General features: G+C 69.6%; 17 protein-coding genes and 1 other RNA gene. 11 read left to right on the top strand and 7 right to left on the bottom strand.

The genetic code is table 11. The features are described from left to right. Positions 1-6 precede the first annotated feature (6 nt). Both J5226_RS18530 and J5226_RS18525 read left to right on the top strand, forming a co-directional pair. Positions 7-1,527 carry a TIGR01777 family oxidoreductase gene (locus J5226_RS18530; protein ID WP_215835980.1) on the top strand — a complete coding sequence of 507 codons (1,521 nt, stop codon included), beginning with the start codon at positions 7-9 and terminating at the stop codon, positions 1,525-1,527. Beyond that, positions 1,505-2,224: a DUF4166 domain-containing protein gene (locus J5226_RS18525; RefSeq protein ID WP_215835979.1), complete on the top strand. Its 720-nt coding sequence runs from the start codon at positions 1,505-1,507 to the stop codon at positions 2,222-2,224. Before J5226_RS18530 ends, J5226_RS18525 begins: the two co-directional genes overlap by 23 nt. Before the next feature lie 274 nt (positions 2,225-2,498). Here J5226_RS18525 and J5226_RS18520 read toward each other — a convergent pair whose 3' ends face one another. Together J5226_RS18520 and J5226_RS18515 are read right to left on the bottom strand one after the other, a co-directional pair. Then, entirely contained in the window at positions 2,499-2,978 is a 480-nt protein-coding gene (locus J5226_RS18520) for an RES family NAD+ phosphorylase (RefSeq protein ID WP_215835978.1), read from the bottom strand. A gap of 34 nt (positions 2,979-3,012) precedes the next feature. Then, positions 3,013-3,657, bottom strand: coding sequence for an antitoxin Xre/MbcA/ParS toxin-binding domain-containing protein (locus J5226_RS18515; RefSeq protein WP_215835977.1), 645 nt, complete (start codon positions 3,655-3,657; stop codon positions 3,013-3,015). A 304-nt stretch (positions 3,658-3,961) separates the two neighbouring features. Between J5226_RS18515 and J5226_RS18510 the strand changes: the two genes are divergently transcribed. Next, the gene (locus J5226_RS18510; protein ID WP_215835976.1) at positions 3,962-4,417 is read left to right on the top strand and encodes a hypothetical protein; all 456 of its coding nucleotides are present in this window, start codon (positions 3,962-3,964) and stop codon (positions 4,415-4,417) included. A gap of 154 nt (positions 4,418-4,571) precedes the next feature. Here J5226_RS18510 and J5226_RS18505 read toward each other — a convergent pair whose 3' ends face one another. Beyond that, entirely contained in the window at positions 4,572-5,312 is a 741-nt protein-coding gene (locus J5226_RS18505; protein WP_215835975.1) for a hypothetical protein, read from the bottom strand. A gap of 73 nt (positions 5,313-5,385) precedes the next feature. Here J5226_RS18505 and J5226_RS18500 point away from each other — a divergent pair, with 73 nt between their 5' ends. The 3 genes from J5226_RS18500 (at position 5,386) to J5226_RS18490 (ending at position 7,002) form a co-directional block, all read left to right on the top strand. After that, positions 5,386-5,991, top strand: coding sequence for a hypothetical protein (locus J5226_RS18500; RefSeq protein WP_215835974.1), 606 nt, complete (start codon positions 5,386-5,388; stop codon positions 5,989-5,991). Positions 5,992-6,221: 230 nt separating this feature from the next. Beyond that, positions 6,222-6,713 (top strand): SRPBCC domain-containing protein, encoded by a 492-nt coding sequence (locus J5226_RS18495; RefSeq protein WP_215835973.1) that lies wholly within the window; start codon positions 6,222-6,224, stop codon positions 6,711-6,713. 73 nt (positions 6,714-6,786) lie between these two features. After that, positions 6,787-7,002, top strand: a complete 216-nt coding sequence (locus J5226_RS18490; protein WP_215835972.1) for a hypothetical protein — start codon at positions 6,787-6,789, stop codon at positions 7,000-7,002. A gap of 157 nt (positions 7,003-7,159) precedes the next feature. On the opposite strand, the gene J5226_RS18485 is transcribed toward J5226_RS18490, so the two are convergent. From J5226_RS18485 to J5226_RS18475, 3 genes are all read right to left on the bottom strand, one after another. Further along, entirely contained in the window at positions 7,160-8,770 is a 1,611-nt protein-coding gene (locus tag J5226_RS18485; protein ID WP_215835971.1) for a hypothetical protein, read from the bottom strand. A gap of 160 nt (positions 8,771-8,930) precedes the next feature. After that, positions 8,931-9,284: a transfer-messenger RNA gene (gene ssrA / locus J5226_RS18480) on the bottom strand. 121 nt (positions 9,285-9,405) lie between these two features. Then, positions 9,406-9,777, bottom strand: coding sequence for a helix-turn-helix domain-containing protein (locus J5226_RS18475; protein ID WP_215835970.1), 372 nt, complete (start codon positions 9,775-9,777; stop codon positions 9,406-9,408). A 192-nt stretch (positions 9,778-9,969) separates the two neighbouring features. Here J5226_RS18475 and J5226_RS18470 point away from each other — a divergent pair, with 192 nt between their 5' ends. The 3 genes from J5226_RS18470 (at position 9,970) to J5226_RS18460 (ending at position 13,041) form a co-directional block, all read left to right on the top strand. Continuing rightward, positions 9,970-10,380, top strand: coding sequence for a hypothetical protein (locus J5226_RS18470; protein WP_215835969.1), 411 nt, complete (start codon positions 9,970-9,972; stop codon positions 10,378-10,380). Next, positions 10,377-10,721 (top strand): hypothetical protein, encoded by a 345-nt coding sequence (locus J5226_RS18465; RefSeq protein WP_215835968.1) that lies wholly within the window; start codon positions 10,377-10,379, stop codon positions 10,719-10,721. The genes J5226_RS18470 and J5226_RS18465 overlap by 4 nt, the downstream gene beginning before the upstream one ends. A 79-nt stretch (positions 10,722-10,800) precedes the next feature. Continuing rightward, on the top strand, positions 10,801-13,041 hold the full coding sequence (locus tag J5226_RS18460; protein ID WP_215835967.1) for a CHASE domain-containing protein: 2,241 nt from the start codon (positions 10,801-10,803) through the stop codon (positions 13,039-13,041). Between the two features lie 449 nt (positions 13,042-13,490). Here the strand turns inward: J5226_RS18460 and smpB are convergent, their stop codons facing one another. Next, positions 13,491-14,000 (bottom strand): SsrA-binding protein SmpB, encoded by a 510-nt coding sequence (smpB, locus tag J5226_RS18455; protein ID WP_215835966.1) that lies wholly within the window; start codon positions 13,998-14,000, stop codon positions 13,491-13,493. 185 nt (positions 14,001-14,185) lie between these two features. Between smpB and J5226_RS18450 the strand changes: the two genes are divergently transcribed. Together J5226_RS18450 and J5226_RS18445 are read left to right on the top strand one after the other, a co-directional pair. Continuing rightward, a complete protein-coding gene (locus tag J5226_RS18450) occupies positions 14,186-14,668 on the top strand; it encodes a type II toxin-antitoxin system RatA family toxin (RefSeq protein ID WP_215835965.1) in 483 nt (160 codons plus the stop codon). Further along, on the top strand, positions 14,665-14,934 hold the full coding sequence (locus tag J5226_RS18445) for an RnfH family protein (RefSeq protein WP_215835964.1): 270 nt from the start codon (positions 14,665-14,667) through the stop codon (positions 14,932-14,934). Before J5226_RS18450 ends, J5226_RS18445 begins: the two co-directional genes overlap by 4 nt. The last annotated feature ends 32 nt before the right edge of the window (positions 14,935-14,966 follow it).

Raw genomic sequence — 14,966 nt, 5'->3', positions numbered from 1 at the left:
GCGGTCATGGACCTGCACACCTTGTTCCTGAGCTTGTTGCTGCTGCAGATCGCGATGGGCGCGCTCGACACGATCGCCCACCACGAAGTGATGGAGAAGCTCGCCAACCGCCGCAGCGCGGCGCTGGAGTTGAAGCTGCATGCGGCGCGCGGTTTCGTTTACGGCTTCTTGTTCCTAGTGTTCGCCTGGATCCGCCCGCAAGGCGCGTGGCTGGCGGCGGTGTGGGCGCTGGTGCTGATCGAAGTCGGCATCACCTTGTGGGACTTCGTGGTCGAAGACGCGACCCGCCTGCTGCCGAACACCGAGCGCGTGCTGCACACCATCCTCGCGGTCAACGGCGGCGCGATGTTCGCGGTGTACGCCTTAGCCACGCGCGCCGACTGGGCGCTGCCGAGCGCGCTGACGCCGGCCGCGCACGGTTGGATGTCGTGGGCGCTCAGCGCGGCCGCGCTCGGCATCGGCCTGAGCGCGGTGCGCGACGGTCTGGCCGCGCGCGCCAACGCCGCCGAGCCGGCGCCGCGGCCGTTGCTGGCCCAGCATCCGCAGCAGCACTTCCTGATCAGCGGCGGCACCGGCTTCATCGGCACCGCCTTGGTCGAAGGCTTGCTCGCCGGCGGCCACCGCATCACCGTGCTCAGCCGCGATCCGCGCCGCGCCGCATTGCGTTTCGGCGGCCGCGCGCGCTGCATCGCCGACACCGCCGAGTTGCGCGACGACGAAGCCGTCGATGTGGTGGTCAATCTCGCCGGCGCGCCGGTGGTCGGCCCGCGCTGGACGCCGCAGCGCAAGCGCGCGCTGCTGGCAAGCCGCATCGGCACCACCGACGCCTTGCGTGCGTGGTGCGATCGCGCGACCCGCAAGCCGGCGCTGTGGCTGCAAGCCAGCGCGGTCGGCCTGTACGGCGCGCAGGCGCTCAGCGGGCCGGAACTGCGCGAAGTCGCGCCGGTGCGCGGCGATTTTCCCAGCGAACTGTGCGCGGCCTGGGAACGCGCCGCCGCGCCGGTGGCCGAACGCGGCGTGCGCTTGACCACGCTGCGGCTCGGCTTGGTCCTGCACCGCAGCGGCGGCTTGCTGCCGATGCTGGCGCTGGCCGCCGCGCTCGGCGGCGCCGCGCGCCTGGGCGCGGGCAAGCAATGGTTCGCCTGGATCCATCTGGACGACGTGCTGCGCTTCGTCGAACACGCGGTCGAACACGCCGGCGTGCGCGGCCCGTACAACCTGGTCGCGCCGGGCGGCTGCACCCAAGCCGAGTTCACCCGCGAACTGGCGCGCGCGCTGCATCGGCCCGCGTGGCTGGCGATGCCGGCCGCGCCGCTGCGACTGCTGCTGGGCGAGATGGCGACGATGCTGCTCGACGGCCCCGTCGTCGCGCCGCAGCGCCTGACCGATCAACGCTTCGTCTTCGTCCACCCCGTGCTCGCCAGCGCCTTGCGCGCGGCGCCCGCGAGCGTGGGCGTGGCCAACCGTTTCGAACCGATGGCTCAAGGACACCCGGGGGAAGACCATGGAACTGTCGCAACGCATTGACCTGCCGGCGCGCGCGAACGCCGCCGGCGCCCGCGCCGTCGCGCCCGTGGCGGCGGATCGCCCGATCGCCCGCGGCGACGGCGAACGCCCCGCCGCGCACGATCTGGCCGAACTGCTCAAGGCCGCGCTGGGCCCGCGCTGGGCGCTGCTGCACCCGCATATCCAGGCGCGCTTCGCGCTCGCCGACGGCCAGGCTCAGGCCGAATACGTCGGCGACATGCAGCAAGTGCGCTGCACCCGCCTGGGCGCGCTGTTCGCGCGGCTGATCCGCTACGCGCGGGTGCTGCCGCACCACAACGCCGACGACGTGCCGTTCCGTTTCGACGTCGAACCGCTGCAGCGCCAACTGGGCTGGATCAAGACCCGCACCTACCACTTCGCCCAGGAAATTTTCAGCTTCCGTTCGCGCATGACCTTGAGCAGCGACGGCGAGTTGCTCGAACGCTTCGGCGGCGGGTTAGGCATGCGCGTGCGCTTGGAAGTGCTGCCGAACCGCTTGGTGTTCGTCGACAACGGCTTCTTCCTGCATTGGCGCGGGGTGCGCCTGCCGTTGCCCAAGCCGCTGTGGCCGGGCCGGTTCGTGTTGGTGCATCGCGATTTGGATGCCGAGCAGTTCGAGGTCAGCATCGATGTCGTGCACCCGTGGTTCGGGCCGTTGTTCCATCAGGAAGGGCGGTTTCAGCGGATGCGCGGTTGAGTCGAAGGCATCCGACCGCCGATACGTTTCGCCGGCGGAACGTATCGGCGATTCACCACGCCGCGGCAGCACCCTGTAGGAGCGGCGCAAGCCGCGATCCAACCGCAGCGATTTACGAAAGCGTTCCTGCCGAAGCTTGGCCAATCGTCGTTTCGGAGCCAAATCGCTAAACCGCCGGGCTTCGGAGCGAGGTGTGGAACCGAACCGCTGCGGTGGGTCGCGGCTTACGCCGCTCCTACAAAAGCGGACGCCGAAGCCTGCGGCTCGCTTCGCCTCACGGCGCGCGAAACACCACGTTGTACTGAAACTTCCGCCCCGCCGTCGCCCGCAGCTTCTTCGCGTCGCGGTGTTCGGGATTGATCAGCGCGTTGTACTCCTCCGGCACGATCACCGACGGCACCAGCAAGATCGCCGAGTCGCCGCCGCGCAGCCACTGCGCGCCGATGCGCACGCTGGCCAAGCCGGCCGGCACCGCGTCCCAGCCGCCGGGCAGGTCGGCCGCGGCGAGTTGGATGCGCGCTTTCCACACCGACGCCGGCACTTCGATCGACACCACGTGCCGGTTCAACGGCAAGCCGTGGGCGTCGACGTAAGCCGCCGTTTCCAGCGCGGCCAGCGCCAGCGAGGTGGCGGTGTAGAGCACGCGCTGGCCTTCGTCGTTCCAGCGGCCGGGGAACTTGGCCGCGCCGGCACCGCTCATGTCGTCGGCGCGGTAGGCGCGGGTTTCGCCGGCGATGCGCCACAGCTTCACCATCGGCCCGCCTCCGCGCGTGCGCCGTCGCGGCGGGTCATTGGTAGGCGCCGCTGGCCAGCGCGCCGAGCAGGCGCGCGACCACGCTCAGGCCGGTCGGCGTGTCGAGCAGGTCGGCCGGCTTCTGCCCGCCGAGCGCGGCCTGCGGCTGCTCGATCCACTGGCCCAGCCAACGCGCCGCGTCGAAGCCGGCGGCGGCCGGGTCGGTGCTGTCGTCGACGATGTCGCGGGCGATGCCGAGCAGATGGATCAAGCCCAGCGCGGCCTGGCCGCTGGCGCCGGTGATGCGCGCCTGCTGCGCGGCCTTGGCCTCGGCGGTGGCCTTGGCGATGCCGAGGATGTCGAACATGCGCACCGCCGGCAGGTCCATGTCGCTGGCCATGTGCTTGACCATGCGCGCCGGCACGCCTTCGCGCTCGGCCTCGACCCGCTGCAGCGGGGTGGCCTCGCGCAGGTAATCGACGTAGCCGCTGAGCGTGGCCGGCGCTTCGGCGTAGGCGGGCGAGGGCGTTTCGCGCACCGACAGCCCGCGCTTGGCGGCGGGGGACGGGTACGCGGCGGCGTCGCGCACGCCGCGTTGGGCGTGTCCTTCGCGGGTCGCGGCGCGGCCGCGGGCGGGCGTTTTGGCGGCGGTCTTGGCGGCGCCCTTGGCCGGGGCGGACGGCTTGGCGGTTTTGCTCACGTCGGTCGGTTCGTCTGGATCTGGACGGATCATAGCTCAAAACGATACTTGCGCGCCGGGTCGGCTCGCCCCGGATTCAGTTTGGCGGGCGAGGGTCGCGGGGTCTGCGACCGGGGTGCGGAATACTGATCTCGCCGCGGGATCGGCGGCGGGCCGCCGGATCGGTCCGCGCCCGTCAGACCTTGCAGTGGACACGAAATCGCACACTCCCGGTTGCTATGCTGCGCGGCTGAACAGCCTGCCGCCGGCGCGGTCCCGCCGGCCCCGCTGCTTCGCGCCCTCACGTTTCGCTTTCGGAGTCGTCATGAATTGCAAGTCGCGCATCCTCGGATCCAGCCTGGGGCTGTTGCTCATCCTCGCCCCCCACGCCGAAGCGCAGAAGCGCCGTGCCGCGCCGGCCAAGGACAACGCGGCCTACACCGCCGCGCTGGCGCGTTCGGCCGAGACCTGCCCCGAGCATTCCGACGCGCGCACCCGCCCCGGCGTGCTGGCGGTGCCGGCCGCCGCGCTCAAGGTGCTGGAATCGCGCGGCTACGCGCTGTGCCCGGACACCCGCCTGGACGTCACCACGCCAGTGGTCTGGTACGGCAAGCAAGGCGTGTTCGCCTGGAACCCGGCCAGCGCCGCCGCGACCAAGGTGCTCGGCGCGCAAGTCGCCGCGTACGCGCGCAGCGAAGAGTTCCCGCCCGGCACGGTGGTGTGGAAGGCCAGCGGCAAGCTCGCCGAAGGCGCGCTGGTGCCGGCGTTCCGCCGCCGCTGAGCGCGGCGAACGAGTCGGCCGCGCGACGCGCGCGGCCGGCATTCGCGCACCAACACGACGGCGCGCGTCGCCGCTTCGTGAACGCGAGCTACACCGTTCTCGCCGTCGTCGCGCGAGCAACGGAAATTTAATTCTCCTGCGCCCAGGCGCCTCGCTATCGTCGCCTCGACCCGATCCGCGCGCGCAGCGAGCCGCCGGCATCGCCGGTGCGGTGTTCGCAAGCGCGAGCGTCGCGGATGCGGTTCACTGCGCGCTTGCGCCCGAGTGATATCGCGAAGCGAGGTTCGCGAGCGCGTTCGGTTCGACGCGCGCCGACCGGCGCGCTCGAACGAGCGCGCTCTTCGCGACTGCGTTCTTCATCGCCGGCGTTTCGCCGCGGCCCCCGTCGCCGCGCACCGGGACCGCGGATCGCGCAGCGCGCGGCCCGCGTCCGTTTCGCCGCAGCCGCAGCGCGCCGGCGAGCGCTCGTGCCCGCCCAGTCGGCCGCGAGCGCCGCGCCGCGTGCGTCGCCGGCGGTTTTCCGAGCAGGATGCATGTACGCCGACGAGTCATCGCCCGAATTGCCGTTACGCCTCGCCGCCGCCGCGGTCGCGTTGGCGTCGACCGCGTTCATGGCCTGGCTGCTGCTGCGCGTGCCGCCGCCGTTGCCGCCCGCGCCGGAATTGGACGTGGTGTTGATCGAACGCATCGCGCCGGCGCCGCGCGCGCAGCCCGAGCCGGCGACGGCGGAAGAGGCGCCGCCGCCGCAACGCGAAACATCGCCGCCGCTCACGCCGGCGCCGCGCACGAAGACGGCGTCGACCGCACCGACGACGCCCGCGCCGGCCGCCGCGCGCGTCGCGGACAACCAGAGCGCACCCGATAAATCCGCGACCGGCAAAACCGCGCCGGACAAACCCGCGCCCTCCGCGCGCCTCTACACCGCCGAAGGCCGCGTCGCGCTCGCCGCGAATCCCGACTTCGACCCGATGAAGCGCAAGACCTACATCCCGGGCAGCGACCAGGACCCCAACGCGCTCAAGGTCAAGAACGCGTTCGAGCGCGTCAATCCGATTCCGCCGCAGGGCGGCTGGGTCAGCGACGGCACCCTCGGCGAGGCCTTGGTCAACAACCTCAACAAACGCCTGAAGAAAATCGCCGACAAGCTGCCGGGGCGCAAACAGGTGCAGGAAGTCGTGGCGCGGCCGCCGCCGCCGGTGCGCTTCAATCCCGCGCTGCACGAGCGCCCCTCCGATCTGGGCAGCGAAGCCACCGGCGACGCCTACAAGGCCGCGCCGATCGCGTTCGAGCGCGCGCCCGGGCTGCGCGGCGACGCCAGCGCGCGCATCCGCGCGGCCATCGGCGATCTGGAAACGCGCCGCGCCAGCTGCGGAATCGAACGGTTGCGGCAATGGCTGGTGCCGGCCTTGTCGGGGCTGGACGAGCTGCAGCGGATCGAGCGCGCCTACGCCAGCGGCGCCGATCCGGTCAACGCCGAGCAGTTGCTGCCGCGTTCGGCCGATATGGCCTACGACCGCGCGCGGCGATCGATCTGGTACGCCGACAAGCAGGGCGAGAGCTGCGCGAAATCGTAGCGGCGCGGTGGGGTGGGGCGTTGGGTTCGCGATCGGGCGACGAGCGTTCGTTCGGCCGGCCGGTCGCGGCGGTTTAGATCGACATCGCGGTGAGCTTCATCGACGGAAAAACGCTCCAGTCCGATGGAGCGTTTTACCGCTCCTTTTCCGCGATGCTCCGTCCAGCGCACGGCACTTGCCGAGCCCGCGCATCGGCGCAAGATGATGCACCCTCCCACGCGCCATCGCCCATGCAGCCCACTCCCGCCGACTATCCCGATCCGGTGATCAAGCGCATCGACATCGCCGCGCCGCCGTCGGCGGTATGGCGCGCGCTCACCGACCGCGATCTCGCCCCGCGCTGGATGTCCGACGAACCGCTGCAGCTGGACACCGACTGGCGCGTCGACGGCCCGATCCGCATCGCCGGCACGCTCCACGGCCGCCTGCGCTTCGTCAACACCGGCCGCGTGCGTGCGTTCGCGCCGCCGCTTCTGCTCGAATACACCCACTACAGTTCGCTTTCGCGCCGCGCGCTGCCCGACGCGCCCGAGCACCACGCGGTCTTCCGCTTCGACCTCGAACCCGCCGGCGCCGGCACGCAGCTGCGGCTGACCTTGAGCAACCTGTCCGACTACGCGATCTACGGCCACTTGACCTACTACTGGGAACTGGCCTTGCCCGCGCTCAAGCGCCAATGCGAAGACCCCGCGCCGCAACCCGCGAACACCGCAACGCGTTGAGCGCCGCCGGCCGCCTTACCGCGCGCCGCCGCCTGCCGTATGCTTCGCGCTCCCACTCAGGAGCGAACGACACGTGGATCTGGAAACCATCGGTGAAGTGGTGCAAATCGACGACGTGCAGGAAGTGAACCAGCGCCTGCAGGACGGCTGGGTCGTCCTCGCCGTGGCCCCCGGCACCAAGGCCGGCGGCGAGCCGTGGCTGCGGTACTCGTTGGGTCTGCCGTATGAGGACGAGGAAGACGAGGACGAAGAAGAGGAAGAAGACGAAGAGGAAGGCGAGGACGAGTAAGCGCTCGCCGCTCGCGACGGGTCCGCGCGCGACGCCCCGCGAGGGCGCGGCGGCCGGACGATAGGTTCCTCGACGAAACAGGCCGGCGTATGCCGGCCTGTTTCGTTGCCGCGCCGAAAAACCGGACGCCGCGGCGCGGCCTCCGGCTCGCGGCGCTTTACATCCGCATCGCCTGGCGATTTTCCTGCGTCCGCGCCTGTTCTTGCTGCTGCGTAGACGTCGCGGTTTGCTCGGCGTTCCTGGCGTGCTGCTTGGGATCGAAGACGACGGCCTTGTCGATGTTGACCGAGCCGGAGACCATCAGCTGCGGGTACTGGTACATCTTCAGCACCTCCAGGGTCTTGTCGTCGCGGTAAGCGGCTTGCGATTTGTCGTCGTGCGGCTTGTGTACATCGCCGTTGACCGCGCCGCTCACCTTGCCGTGGAACTGGAGTTCCTGGTCGGTGTAGCGGTTCGGATCGTTGTTCGACAGGCCGCGCATGCCGACGAAGGTTTTCAGGACGCCGACCTGCGCGTTGAGGGCCAGCGCTTCGACCGCGTCCTTGCCGACGAAGAAGTTCTGGTGCGATTCGTAGACGTCCTTGACCGTGCCGATGTCGCGCACCGCCTTGCCCGGCGACTGGGTGTAGTTGCCGGCTTCGGCGATGCCCTGACCCAGGCGCTTGCTGATTTCTTCCGACCCCGAGGTGGTGCCGCCGGCCGGATAGACCGGATCGCGCAGCGCGATCAGCACCGGGCCCTTGGCGTCCTTGATCAGGTCGGGCAGGGTGTAGGAATAGGAGCGCGCGTCGGGCGCTTCCTTGGAATCTTTCATTCCCGGCTCGCTCTTCAGGTAGCGGGTCGATCCGCGCAATTCGTTCTTCTTGTCGTCGTACAGGTCGGGATAGACGTTGAAGAAGACGTAGTCGTGGGATTTCAGCAGGCGGGTATTGGTTTCCGCGGTATTGGTCAGCTTCGCGCCCGTTTCCTTGTTGTTGGACACCGACGCCGCGAAATCGCGGATGTGGCCGCGATCGCTGGTGCACAGGATGTTGTTGGCGACCGCGGTGTTGGTGGCGTGGGTGGCGTCGCCATTGCGGTATTTCTCCGCCGCGATGTCGTGGAATTTCGCCGCGAGCTCCGCGTACTGCGCGCCGCGCGGGATGGCGTGGAGCTGCTTGCTGTAGTCGTCGCGCTGATCGCGCAGTCGCTGGAGATTTTCGCTGGAAATCTGGGCCATCTTGTCCATCGCCGTCTCCGGCGCGACGGGCGTCTTGACCCGGTCCTTGAACAGATCGCTGTTGACGATTTCGGCGACGTCCGCGGCGCCGTCGTGTTCGCGGCGGAAGGTCTGCGAAATCTTTTTCTCGATGACTTCCTTGTCGGTCAACTTCAGCGCCGACAGCACCGCGACCCGGGTCTTGTCGCTCTTCACCGCGCAAAGCGACTCCTTCAGATCGTCGCTCAGGTCGTGGTTCTTGAACGCCGCAAGCTTGATTTTTTCTTCGCCCAGCGCTTTCGCGAGCTTTTTGTCCGGGTAGATCGATGTCTCGCTGTCCAGCAAGATCCGGTACATCCGTTTCTCGTCCAGCTGCATGGCTTGATTGTTTTGGGGCATGGTGTGCGTGTCTCTTGTAGCGTTGTGCCGCTGGGGGAGGGCGCGATGGGCGCGCGGCCGCTCGATCGAGCGCCGCCGCCGGGGAAGCGGGCCTGTGCAAAGGCCGGCCGCGTCATTATCGCGACCGCGTTCATATTCGACTTTGACGTGCCGCATGTTATCGATAGCCAACCGCGCGCACGGATCCGCAGCGGCGCGGACGGCGCGATCGATGCGGGCAAAAAATGCGACGCGGCGCTCGCGCGAACCCGCGCATGCGGCGCGAAAACGAAAAAGCCGGAGCCCGTTGCGGGGCTCCGGCTTGTTCTGCGCTCCGGGAAGAGCGGCTTGTTGGTGGAGGTGGGCGGAATCGAACCGCCGTCCGAAGGCACTCCATCCCCGGCACTACATGCTTAGCGCTCCGTTAGATCTCGTCCCGGGACAGCACGGCGCGCGAAGCGCATCCAAGGACCAGCCTGCTATAGGTTGAACGGGAGCTGGCAGGCGGCCGCTCCCGGCGATTCCGTGATAGTGACCCTACGCTGCGAGCACGGACACAAGCAGTTTCGGGGCTTACGCCTTAAGCGGCGAGAGCGTAGTTGTCGTCGTTGGCAACTAGAGTTTTGCAGCTGGATTTACGAGGAAAGCTACCCCCTCGGCATGCGCCAGGCGATTTCGCGACCCCCGTCGAAGCCAGTGCACCCCCGGGAACTGCATGTATCGCTGACCTGTTCAGTATAGGGGCTGCGCGCCGGTTCTCAAGCCCGGCGCATGCGGCGGTGGGGCGATGCTCAGGCGGGACGGCGCGAACCCGCCCGCGAAACGGCTCAGTTGCCGTCGAGCAACTCGATCAGCGCGCGCCGCTTCTTGCGCGAGAGCTTGCGCATCAGGCCCATCAGCCGCAGCTCGTCGGGATCGCTGTACTTGGCCGCGTTCTCGCGCACCGACAGCGATTTGCCTTCGATGGTGCCGCGGCCGGTGGCCAGCCATTCGAAGCTGACGTGCTGCTGCACGGCGATCTGCAGCATCCGCTCGAGTTCGGGCAGGGCCAGGCCGACCAGCCATTTGCGCGCGGTCTCGCGGCTGACGTCGTAATAGGAGGACAGGGCGCCGGTGCGGGCGCGTCCCTTGGCGAAGCCGGAGAAATCCAGGGCCTGGTGCAGCCGGTTCGCGAATTCTTGATGAGGCGCGTTGGTCATAGGTCTCGCCGGAGCATCCTGCAGGGCTAGAACGTGGGCGCCGGTTTCGAGCCCTGGCCGCGGCCGGGGCGAAAAGAGAGCGCAACTCATTGTTGCGTATTCTCGTGCCAAAACATCACTCTTTTTGCTTGTTGAAAAGAGCAATTTGCGATGGTAGTTTGAGCGGGCACGGATGCAGACAAGGAATGGGCCATGGATGGGCTGAATCGCAGCAACGGCAACACCTGGGCGGATGGGCGCCGCGACCGCGCGCGCGAACGGGGCACGGCCTCGCGACAGAATCCGCAAAACGGAAGCCGCGTCACGAACGCGGCCGAATCGCAGGTCGAATGTGCGGTGGAAAACGATTCCCGCGGTGATAGCGGGCACGACCGGCGGCGGGCGCCGCCGAGCGAGCGGCCCAATCCGATCGAACGCTATATCGCCTGTTTCGAGACGGTGCGCGCGGCGGCGCAGGCGGCCGGGGTGTCGGCGGCGATGCTGCGCAAGATGCGTTCGCGCGGCTATGTCTCGACCCGGCAGCGGGCGCTGCGGATGGTGCGGGCCTGCGGGTTCCGGGTCGGAGCGGCCGAATTGCTGGCCTTGACCCAGGGGGCGCCGTGATCGCGGCGGTGGTGGAGGCCGCCGCGATCGGCGCCCCGGTCGCGAGTTCGCGGCTGATGCTGGCGGCGCTGGCCGGCCTGCTGGTCGGCTTGTCGATGGCGGGCGGTTGGTGGTGGGGCATGCGCCGCGCCTCGCGCGCGTGGCTGGCGCGGCGCGCGGACCGCAACGGCCGCGCCTTGCTGCAGGCGGCCGACGAGATGGATGTGGCGAGGTGGCAGCAGCGGGTCAACGGCGTGGCGGTGGCGATGCCGGGGCATTGGGCGCGGCTGTGCCGGCGCGCGGCGCTCGATCAACTCGAATGCATCAACCGCTTGATGATCGAGGAGGCGCCGCGGGATTAGCGCAGCGGCCGGGCGCGGCGGGCGTGGCGTGTAGCCGCCGCGATGGGCCTGTCCGGGTGCGGCTTGTATGCTTGGGCGGATGACGACGACCGATCCGGCCGCCCGCGCCGCTCCGCCGAACGAACCGGACTCCGCGCCGGATTACGCCGATGTCTCCGGTTTGATGCCGCGGCGCGGTTACGTGCTGGCGTTCATCGTGTTTATCGTCGCCCTGGTGCTGGTGTTCACCGCGTGGCGGGTGGCGCGCGATCGCGAGCAGCGTTCGGCCCAGGCCGAGTTCATCGGCCGCACCACGCAGGTCACCGAGCTGCTGCAGCAGCGCATGGTCAATTACGAGTTGGTCGCGCGCGGCGGCGTGTCGCTGTTCGCCTCGGTGCAGCGGCCGACCGCGGCGCAGTGGAAGGCGTACGTCGAAGGCATGAACCTGCAGCGCCGGTTTCCCTCGACGCTGGGCCTGGGCTTCACCGGCTACGTGCCGCAGCGGTTGCTGGTGCAGTTGCAGAGCGAATGGCGCGACGCCGGCTACGGCTTGCTGACGGTGCGTCCGTTCGGCCAGCGCGAGGTGTATGGGCCGATCCTGTATCTGGAGCCCAAGACCGCGGCCAACGTCGAGGTGATCGGCTACGACATGTTCGCCGAGCCGGTGCGCCACGCGGCGATGGAGGCCGCGCTGGAGTCGGGGCAGGCGCGCTTGTCGGGCCAGATCCAGCTGCTGCAGGACAAGCACGACGGGATCAAGAGCACCGGTTTGCTGCTGGTGCTGCCGGTGTACCTCGGCGGCGGCCGGCCGCAGAGCCCGAGCCTGCGCCGGGCCGAAATGCAGGGCTGGGTGTACGTGCCGTTCCGCCTGCAGAAGTTCGTCGAGACCTCGCTGGACGACGGCCATGGGGATCTGCGTTTCCGCATCTACGATGAAAGCGGCGGCGGCAACGCCTTGTTGTTCGAGACCGCGGGGCCGAAGCCGGCGCAGCCGGCGGCGTTCCTGCACAAGACCACGTTCGAGGTCTATGGGCGCACCTGGCGGATCGAGTACGAATCCCCGCCGATCGAGGAAGCGGTGCCGCGCATGGAAGGCCTGCGCAACATGTTCGCGCTGGGCATCTTCACCGCGCTGTTGCTGTACGGCATCGCTCTGGTGTTGGCGCATACCGAGTCGCGCGCGCGCCAGATCGCGCTGCGCATGACCGAGGACTTCCGCCGCTCCGAGGCGCGCTTCCGCAGCGCCATGCAGTATTCGGCGATCGGCAAGGCGCTGTTGGACAGCGAGGGCCGCATCGTCGACGCCAATCCGGCGCTGGCCAACATCGTCGGCCTGCCGCGCGCGCAGTTGCTGGACCAGCGTTTCGACAGCCTGCTCGAGGACGAGGAAGGCGAGGCGCACGCGCACGACGAGCCGCGCACCGACGAGGACGGCGTGCACCGCGCCACCCGCCGCTTGCTGCGCCAGCACGGCGTGGCGCGGCAGGTGCAGCTCACGTATTCGCCGGTGCCGGGCAAGGTCGGGCAGGACATCACCGGTTTGGTCCAGGTCGAGGACGTGACCGAGCGCCTGCGCGCGGAAGCGCGCGTGCACGCGCTCAACCGCACGCTGGAGGCGCGCGTGGCGCTGCGCACGCGCGAGCTCAGTCAGGCCAATCAGGAACTGGAGGCGTTCGCCTACAGCGTCTCGCACGATCTGCGCGCGCCGTTGCGGGCGATCGACGGCTTCAGCCGGATTCTCGGCGAGAAGTACGCCGACCGGCTCGACGAGTCCGGCCGCAGCTATCTGGCGCGGGTGCGCAAGGCCGCCGCGCGCATGGGCGATCTGATCGACGCGCTGTTGAAGATGTCGCGCCTGACCCGCAGCGAGCTCAAGCACGAGAACGTCGATCTGAGCCGCTTCGCCGGCGAATTGATCGAGGAGCTGCGCATGGGCGAGCCGCAGCGCGCGGTGCAGGTGCGGATCGAGCCGGGCCTGCGCGTGGTCGGCGACGCTTCGCTGCTGCGCAATCTGCTCGGCAATCTGCTCGGCAACGCGTGGAAGTTCACCCGCGACAGCGAGCCGGCGGCGATCGAGTTCGGCACCGCGGAGGCGCCGGGCGGCGGCCGCGAGTTCTTCGTGCGCGACAACGGCACCGGCTTCCCGCAGGCGTATGTCGACAAGCTGTTCCGGCCGTTCCAGCGCCTGCACAACGTCGAGGATTTCGCCGGGCACGGGATCGGGCTGGCGTCGGTGAAGCGCATCGTCGAGCGCCATGGCGGGACGATCCGCGCCGAGGGGCGCGAGGGCGAGGGAGCGACGTTCTATTTCACGTTGCCGGGCGGTGCGCACGGCGGGTGAGGGCGGTTGCGTGCGCGGTTCGCCGCGGGTTTCGCCGGCGTTCGTATTTGCGCGGTCGCGGCTCGCGCCGCTCCTACATGGGCTCCCTGTAGGAGCGGCGCGAGCCGCGACCACGACGCTTCGCCAACCGCGAACGCATCGCCGAAGGCCTGCGCGCGCCGGCCGGCAGCGCCCCGATTGCATCGATAGCGCCGACCCCGCACCGACGCGTACAGACAGCCCATGTAGGAGCGGCGTAAGCCGCGACCGCGACGCTCCGCTAACCGCGAACGCATCGCGGAAGGCCTGCGCACGCCGGCCGGCAGAGCCCTCGTCGCATCGATAACCCCGATCCCGGGCGCCGCGCACCCACGCGCACGAAAACGGCAGCGAGCGCGTCGCCCGCGCCGCCGCCGAATTCGCTTGCCGATACCGTCCGCCCGCGACCGCGCCGCGCGCGGCCGCCGGGCTCACGCGTCGCGGTTGTGCCGCCGCATCACCCGCTGCTTCTCGCGCTCCCAGTCGCGCTCCTTGCTGGCTTCGCGCTTGTCGTGGCTCTGCTTGCCCTTGGCCAGCGACAGCCCGGCCTTGACCTTGTTGCCCTTCCAATACAGCGAGGTGGGAATCACGGTGTAGCCGTCGCGCTGGACCCGCCCGATCAAGGTGTCGATCTCGCGCCGGTGCAGCAGCAGCTTGCGGCTGCGGCGTTCCTCGGCGACGACGTGGGTGGACGCGGAGATCAGCGGGACGATCTGGGCGCCGATCAGGTACAGCTCGCCGCGCAGCACCACGGCGTAGGCGTCGGTGATGTTGGCGCGTCCGGCGCGGATGGACTTGAGCTCCCAACCCTGCAGCGACAGGCCGGCTTCGAAGTTCTCTTCCAGGTGGTATTCGTGGCGGGCGCGCTTGTTTTGCGCGATGGTGCCGCCAGCGCCGCCCTTTCCTTTATCCTTGGCGGTCTTGTTGTTTGTCTTGGCCATGCGGCGATTGTCTCCGATCCGGAGGCGGTTTGAGTAGCCGGCCGGCGGGGCGGGAGCGGCGCCGGGTCGCTTTGCCGGCCCGGAATCGCCGAGAATCGCCTCGCGGCGACGCGCGCCGTTGCCGATGCGGGCGATCCGGGCGACACCGGTTGAAACCCGCGCCGCGATCCCAATTAGCGAGAACGATGCCTACCATCCGCCGCTCCGCCCTGGTCGAACACTCCGCCGCGCGCATGTTCGCGCTGGTCAACGACGTCGCCGCCTATCCGCGCCGCTTCGATTGGTGCGAGGCCGCGCAGATCCTGGAAGCCGACGACGCGCACATGGTCGCGCGCCTGGATCTGGGGCTGGGCGCGCTGCGCACGTGGTTCACCACCCACAACACGCTGTCGCCGCCGCACCACATCGAACTCAAGCTGGTCGACGGGCCGTTCCGCAAGCTCGGCGGCCGCTGGGAGTTCCATGCGCTGGACGAGTCGGCGTGCAAGGTCACGCTGACTTTGGAATTCGAGCCGGCGGTGAAGCTGCTGGGGCCGGCGATGGCGCTGGGCTTCCAGAGCCTGGCCGACCGCATGGTCGACGATTTCGTCCGCGTCGCCGATCGCGGCGCCGAGCCGGCGGCGCCGGTCGGCGCGGCCGGTCCGGCCGCCGGCGGGAGGCCTGCGTGAAGATCGAAGTGGTGCGCGCGTGGCCGCGCCGGTTCGAGGCGGTCGCCTTGGAGCTGGACGAGGGCGCGACGGTGGCGCAAGCGGTGGCCGCGGCGGGTTTCGACGGCGATGCGCAGACCGCCGGCTACGCGGTGTTCGGCGTGCACGCCGACGCCGGCACGGCGCTGCGCGACGGCGACCGGGTCGAGCTGCTGCGCGCGCTGCAGATCGATCCCAAGGAAGCGCGGCGGCGACGGGCCGAGGAGCGGCCGCTCAAGAAGAAGTAGGCCGGTTCCGGCTGGCTCTCGCGGCGCGGCCG

It is taken from the genome of Lysobacter sp. K5869, from assembly GCF_018847975.1.
GTDB lineage: Bacteria > Pseudomonadota > Gammaproteobacteria > Xanthomonadales > Xanthomonadaceae > Lysobacter.
This window is presented reverse-complemented; position numbering and strand designations above follow the sequence as displayed.

Coding starts and splice junctions, on each gene's coding strand:
- J5226_RS18530 (WP_215835980.1), top strand. CDS start 7: ATGGACCTGCACACCTTGTTCCTGAGCTTGTTGCTGCTGCAGATCGCG.
- J5226_RS18525 (WP_215835979.1), top strand. CDS start 1,505: ATGGAACTGTCGCAACGCATTGACCTGCCGGCGCGCGCGAACGCCGCC.
- J5226_RS18520 (WP_215835978.1), bottom strand. CDS start 2,978: ATGGTGAAGCTGTGGCGCATCGCCGGCGAAACCCGCGCCTACCGCGCC.
- J5226_RS18510 (WP_215835976.1), top strand. CDS start 3,962: ATGAATTGCAAGTCGCGCATCCTCGGATCCAGCCTGGGGCTGTTGCTC.
- J5226_RS18500 (WP_215835974.1), top strand. CDS start 5,386: ATGAAGCGCAAGACCTACATCCCGGGCAGCGACCAGGACCCCAACGCG.
- J5226_RS18495 (WP_215835973.1), top strand. CDS start 6,222: ATGCAGCCCACTCCCGCCGACTATCCCGATCCGGTGATCAAGCGCATC.
- J5226_RS18475 (WP_215835970.1), bottom strand. CDS start 9,777: ATGACCAACGCGCCTCATCAAGAATTCGCGAACCGGCTGCACCAGGCC.
- J5226_RS18470 (WP_215835969.1), top strand. CDS start 9,970: ATGGATGGGCTGAATCGCAGCAACGGCAACACCTGGGCGGATGGGCGC.
- J5226_RS18460 (WP_215835967.1), top strand. CDS start 10,801: ATGACGACGACCGATCCGGCCGCCCGCGCCGCTCCGCCGAACGAACCG.
- smpB (WP_215835966.1), bottom strand. CDS start 14,000: ATGGCCAAGACAAACAACAAGACCGCCAAGGATAAAGGAAAGGGCGGC.
- J5226_RS18450 (WP_215835965.1), top strand. CDS start 14,186: ATGCCTACCATCCGCCGCTCCGCCCTGGTCGAACACTCCGCCGCGCGC.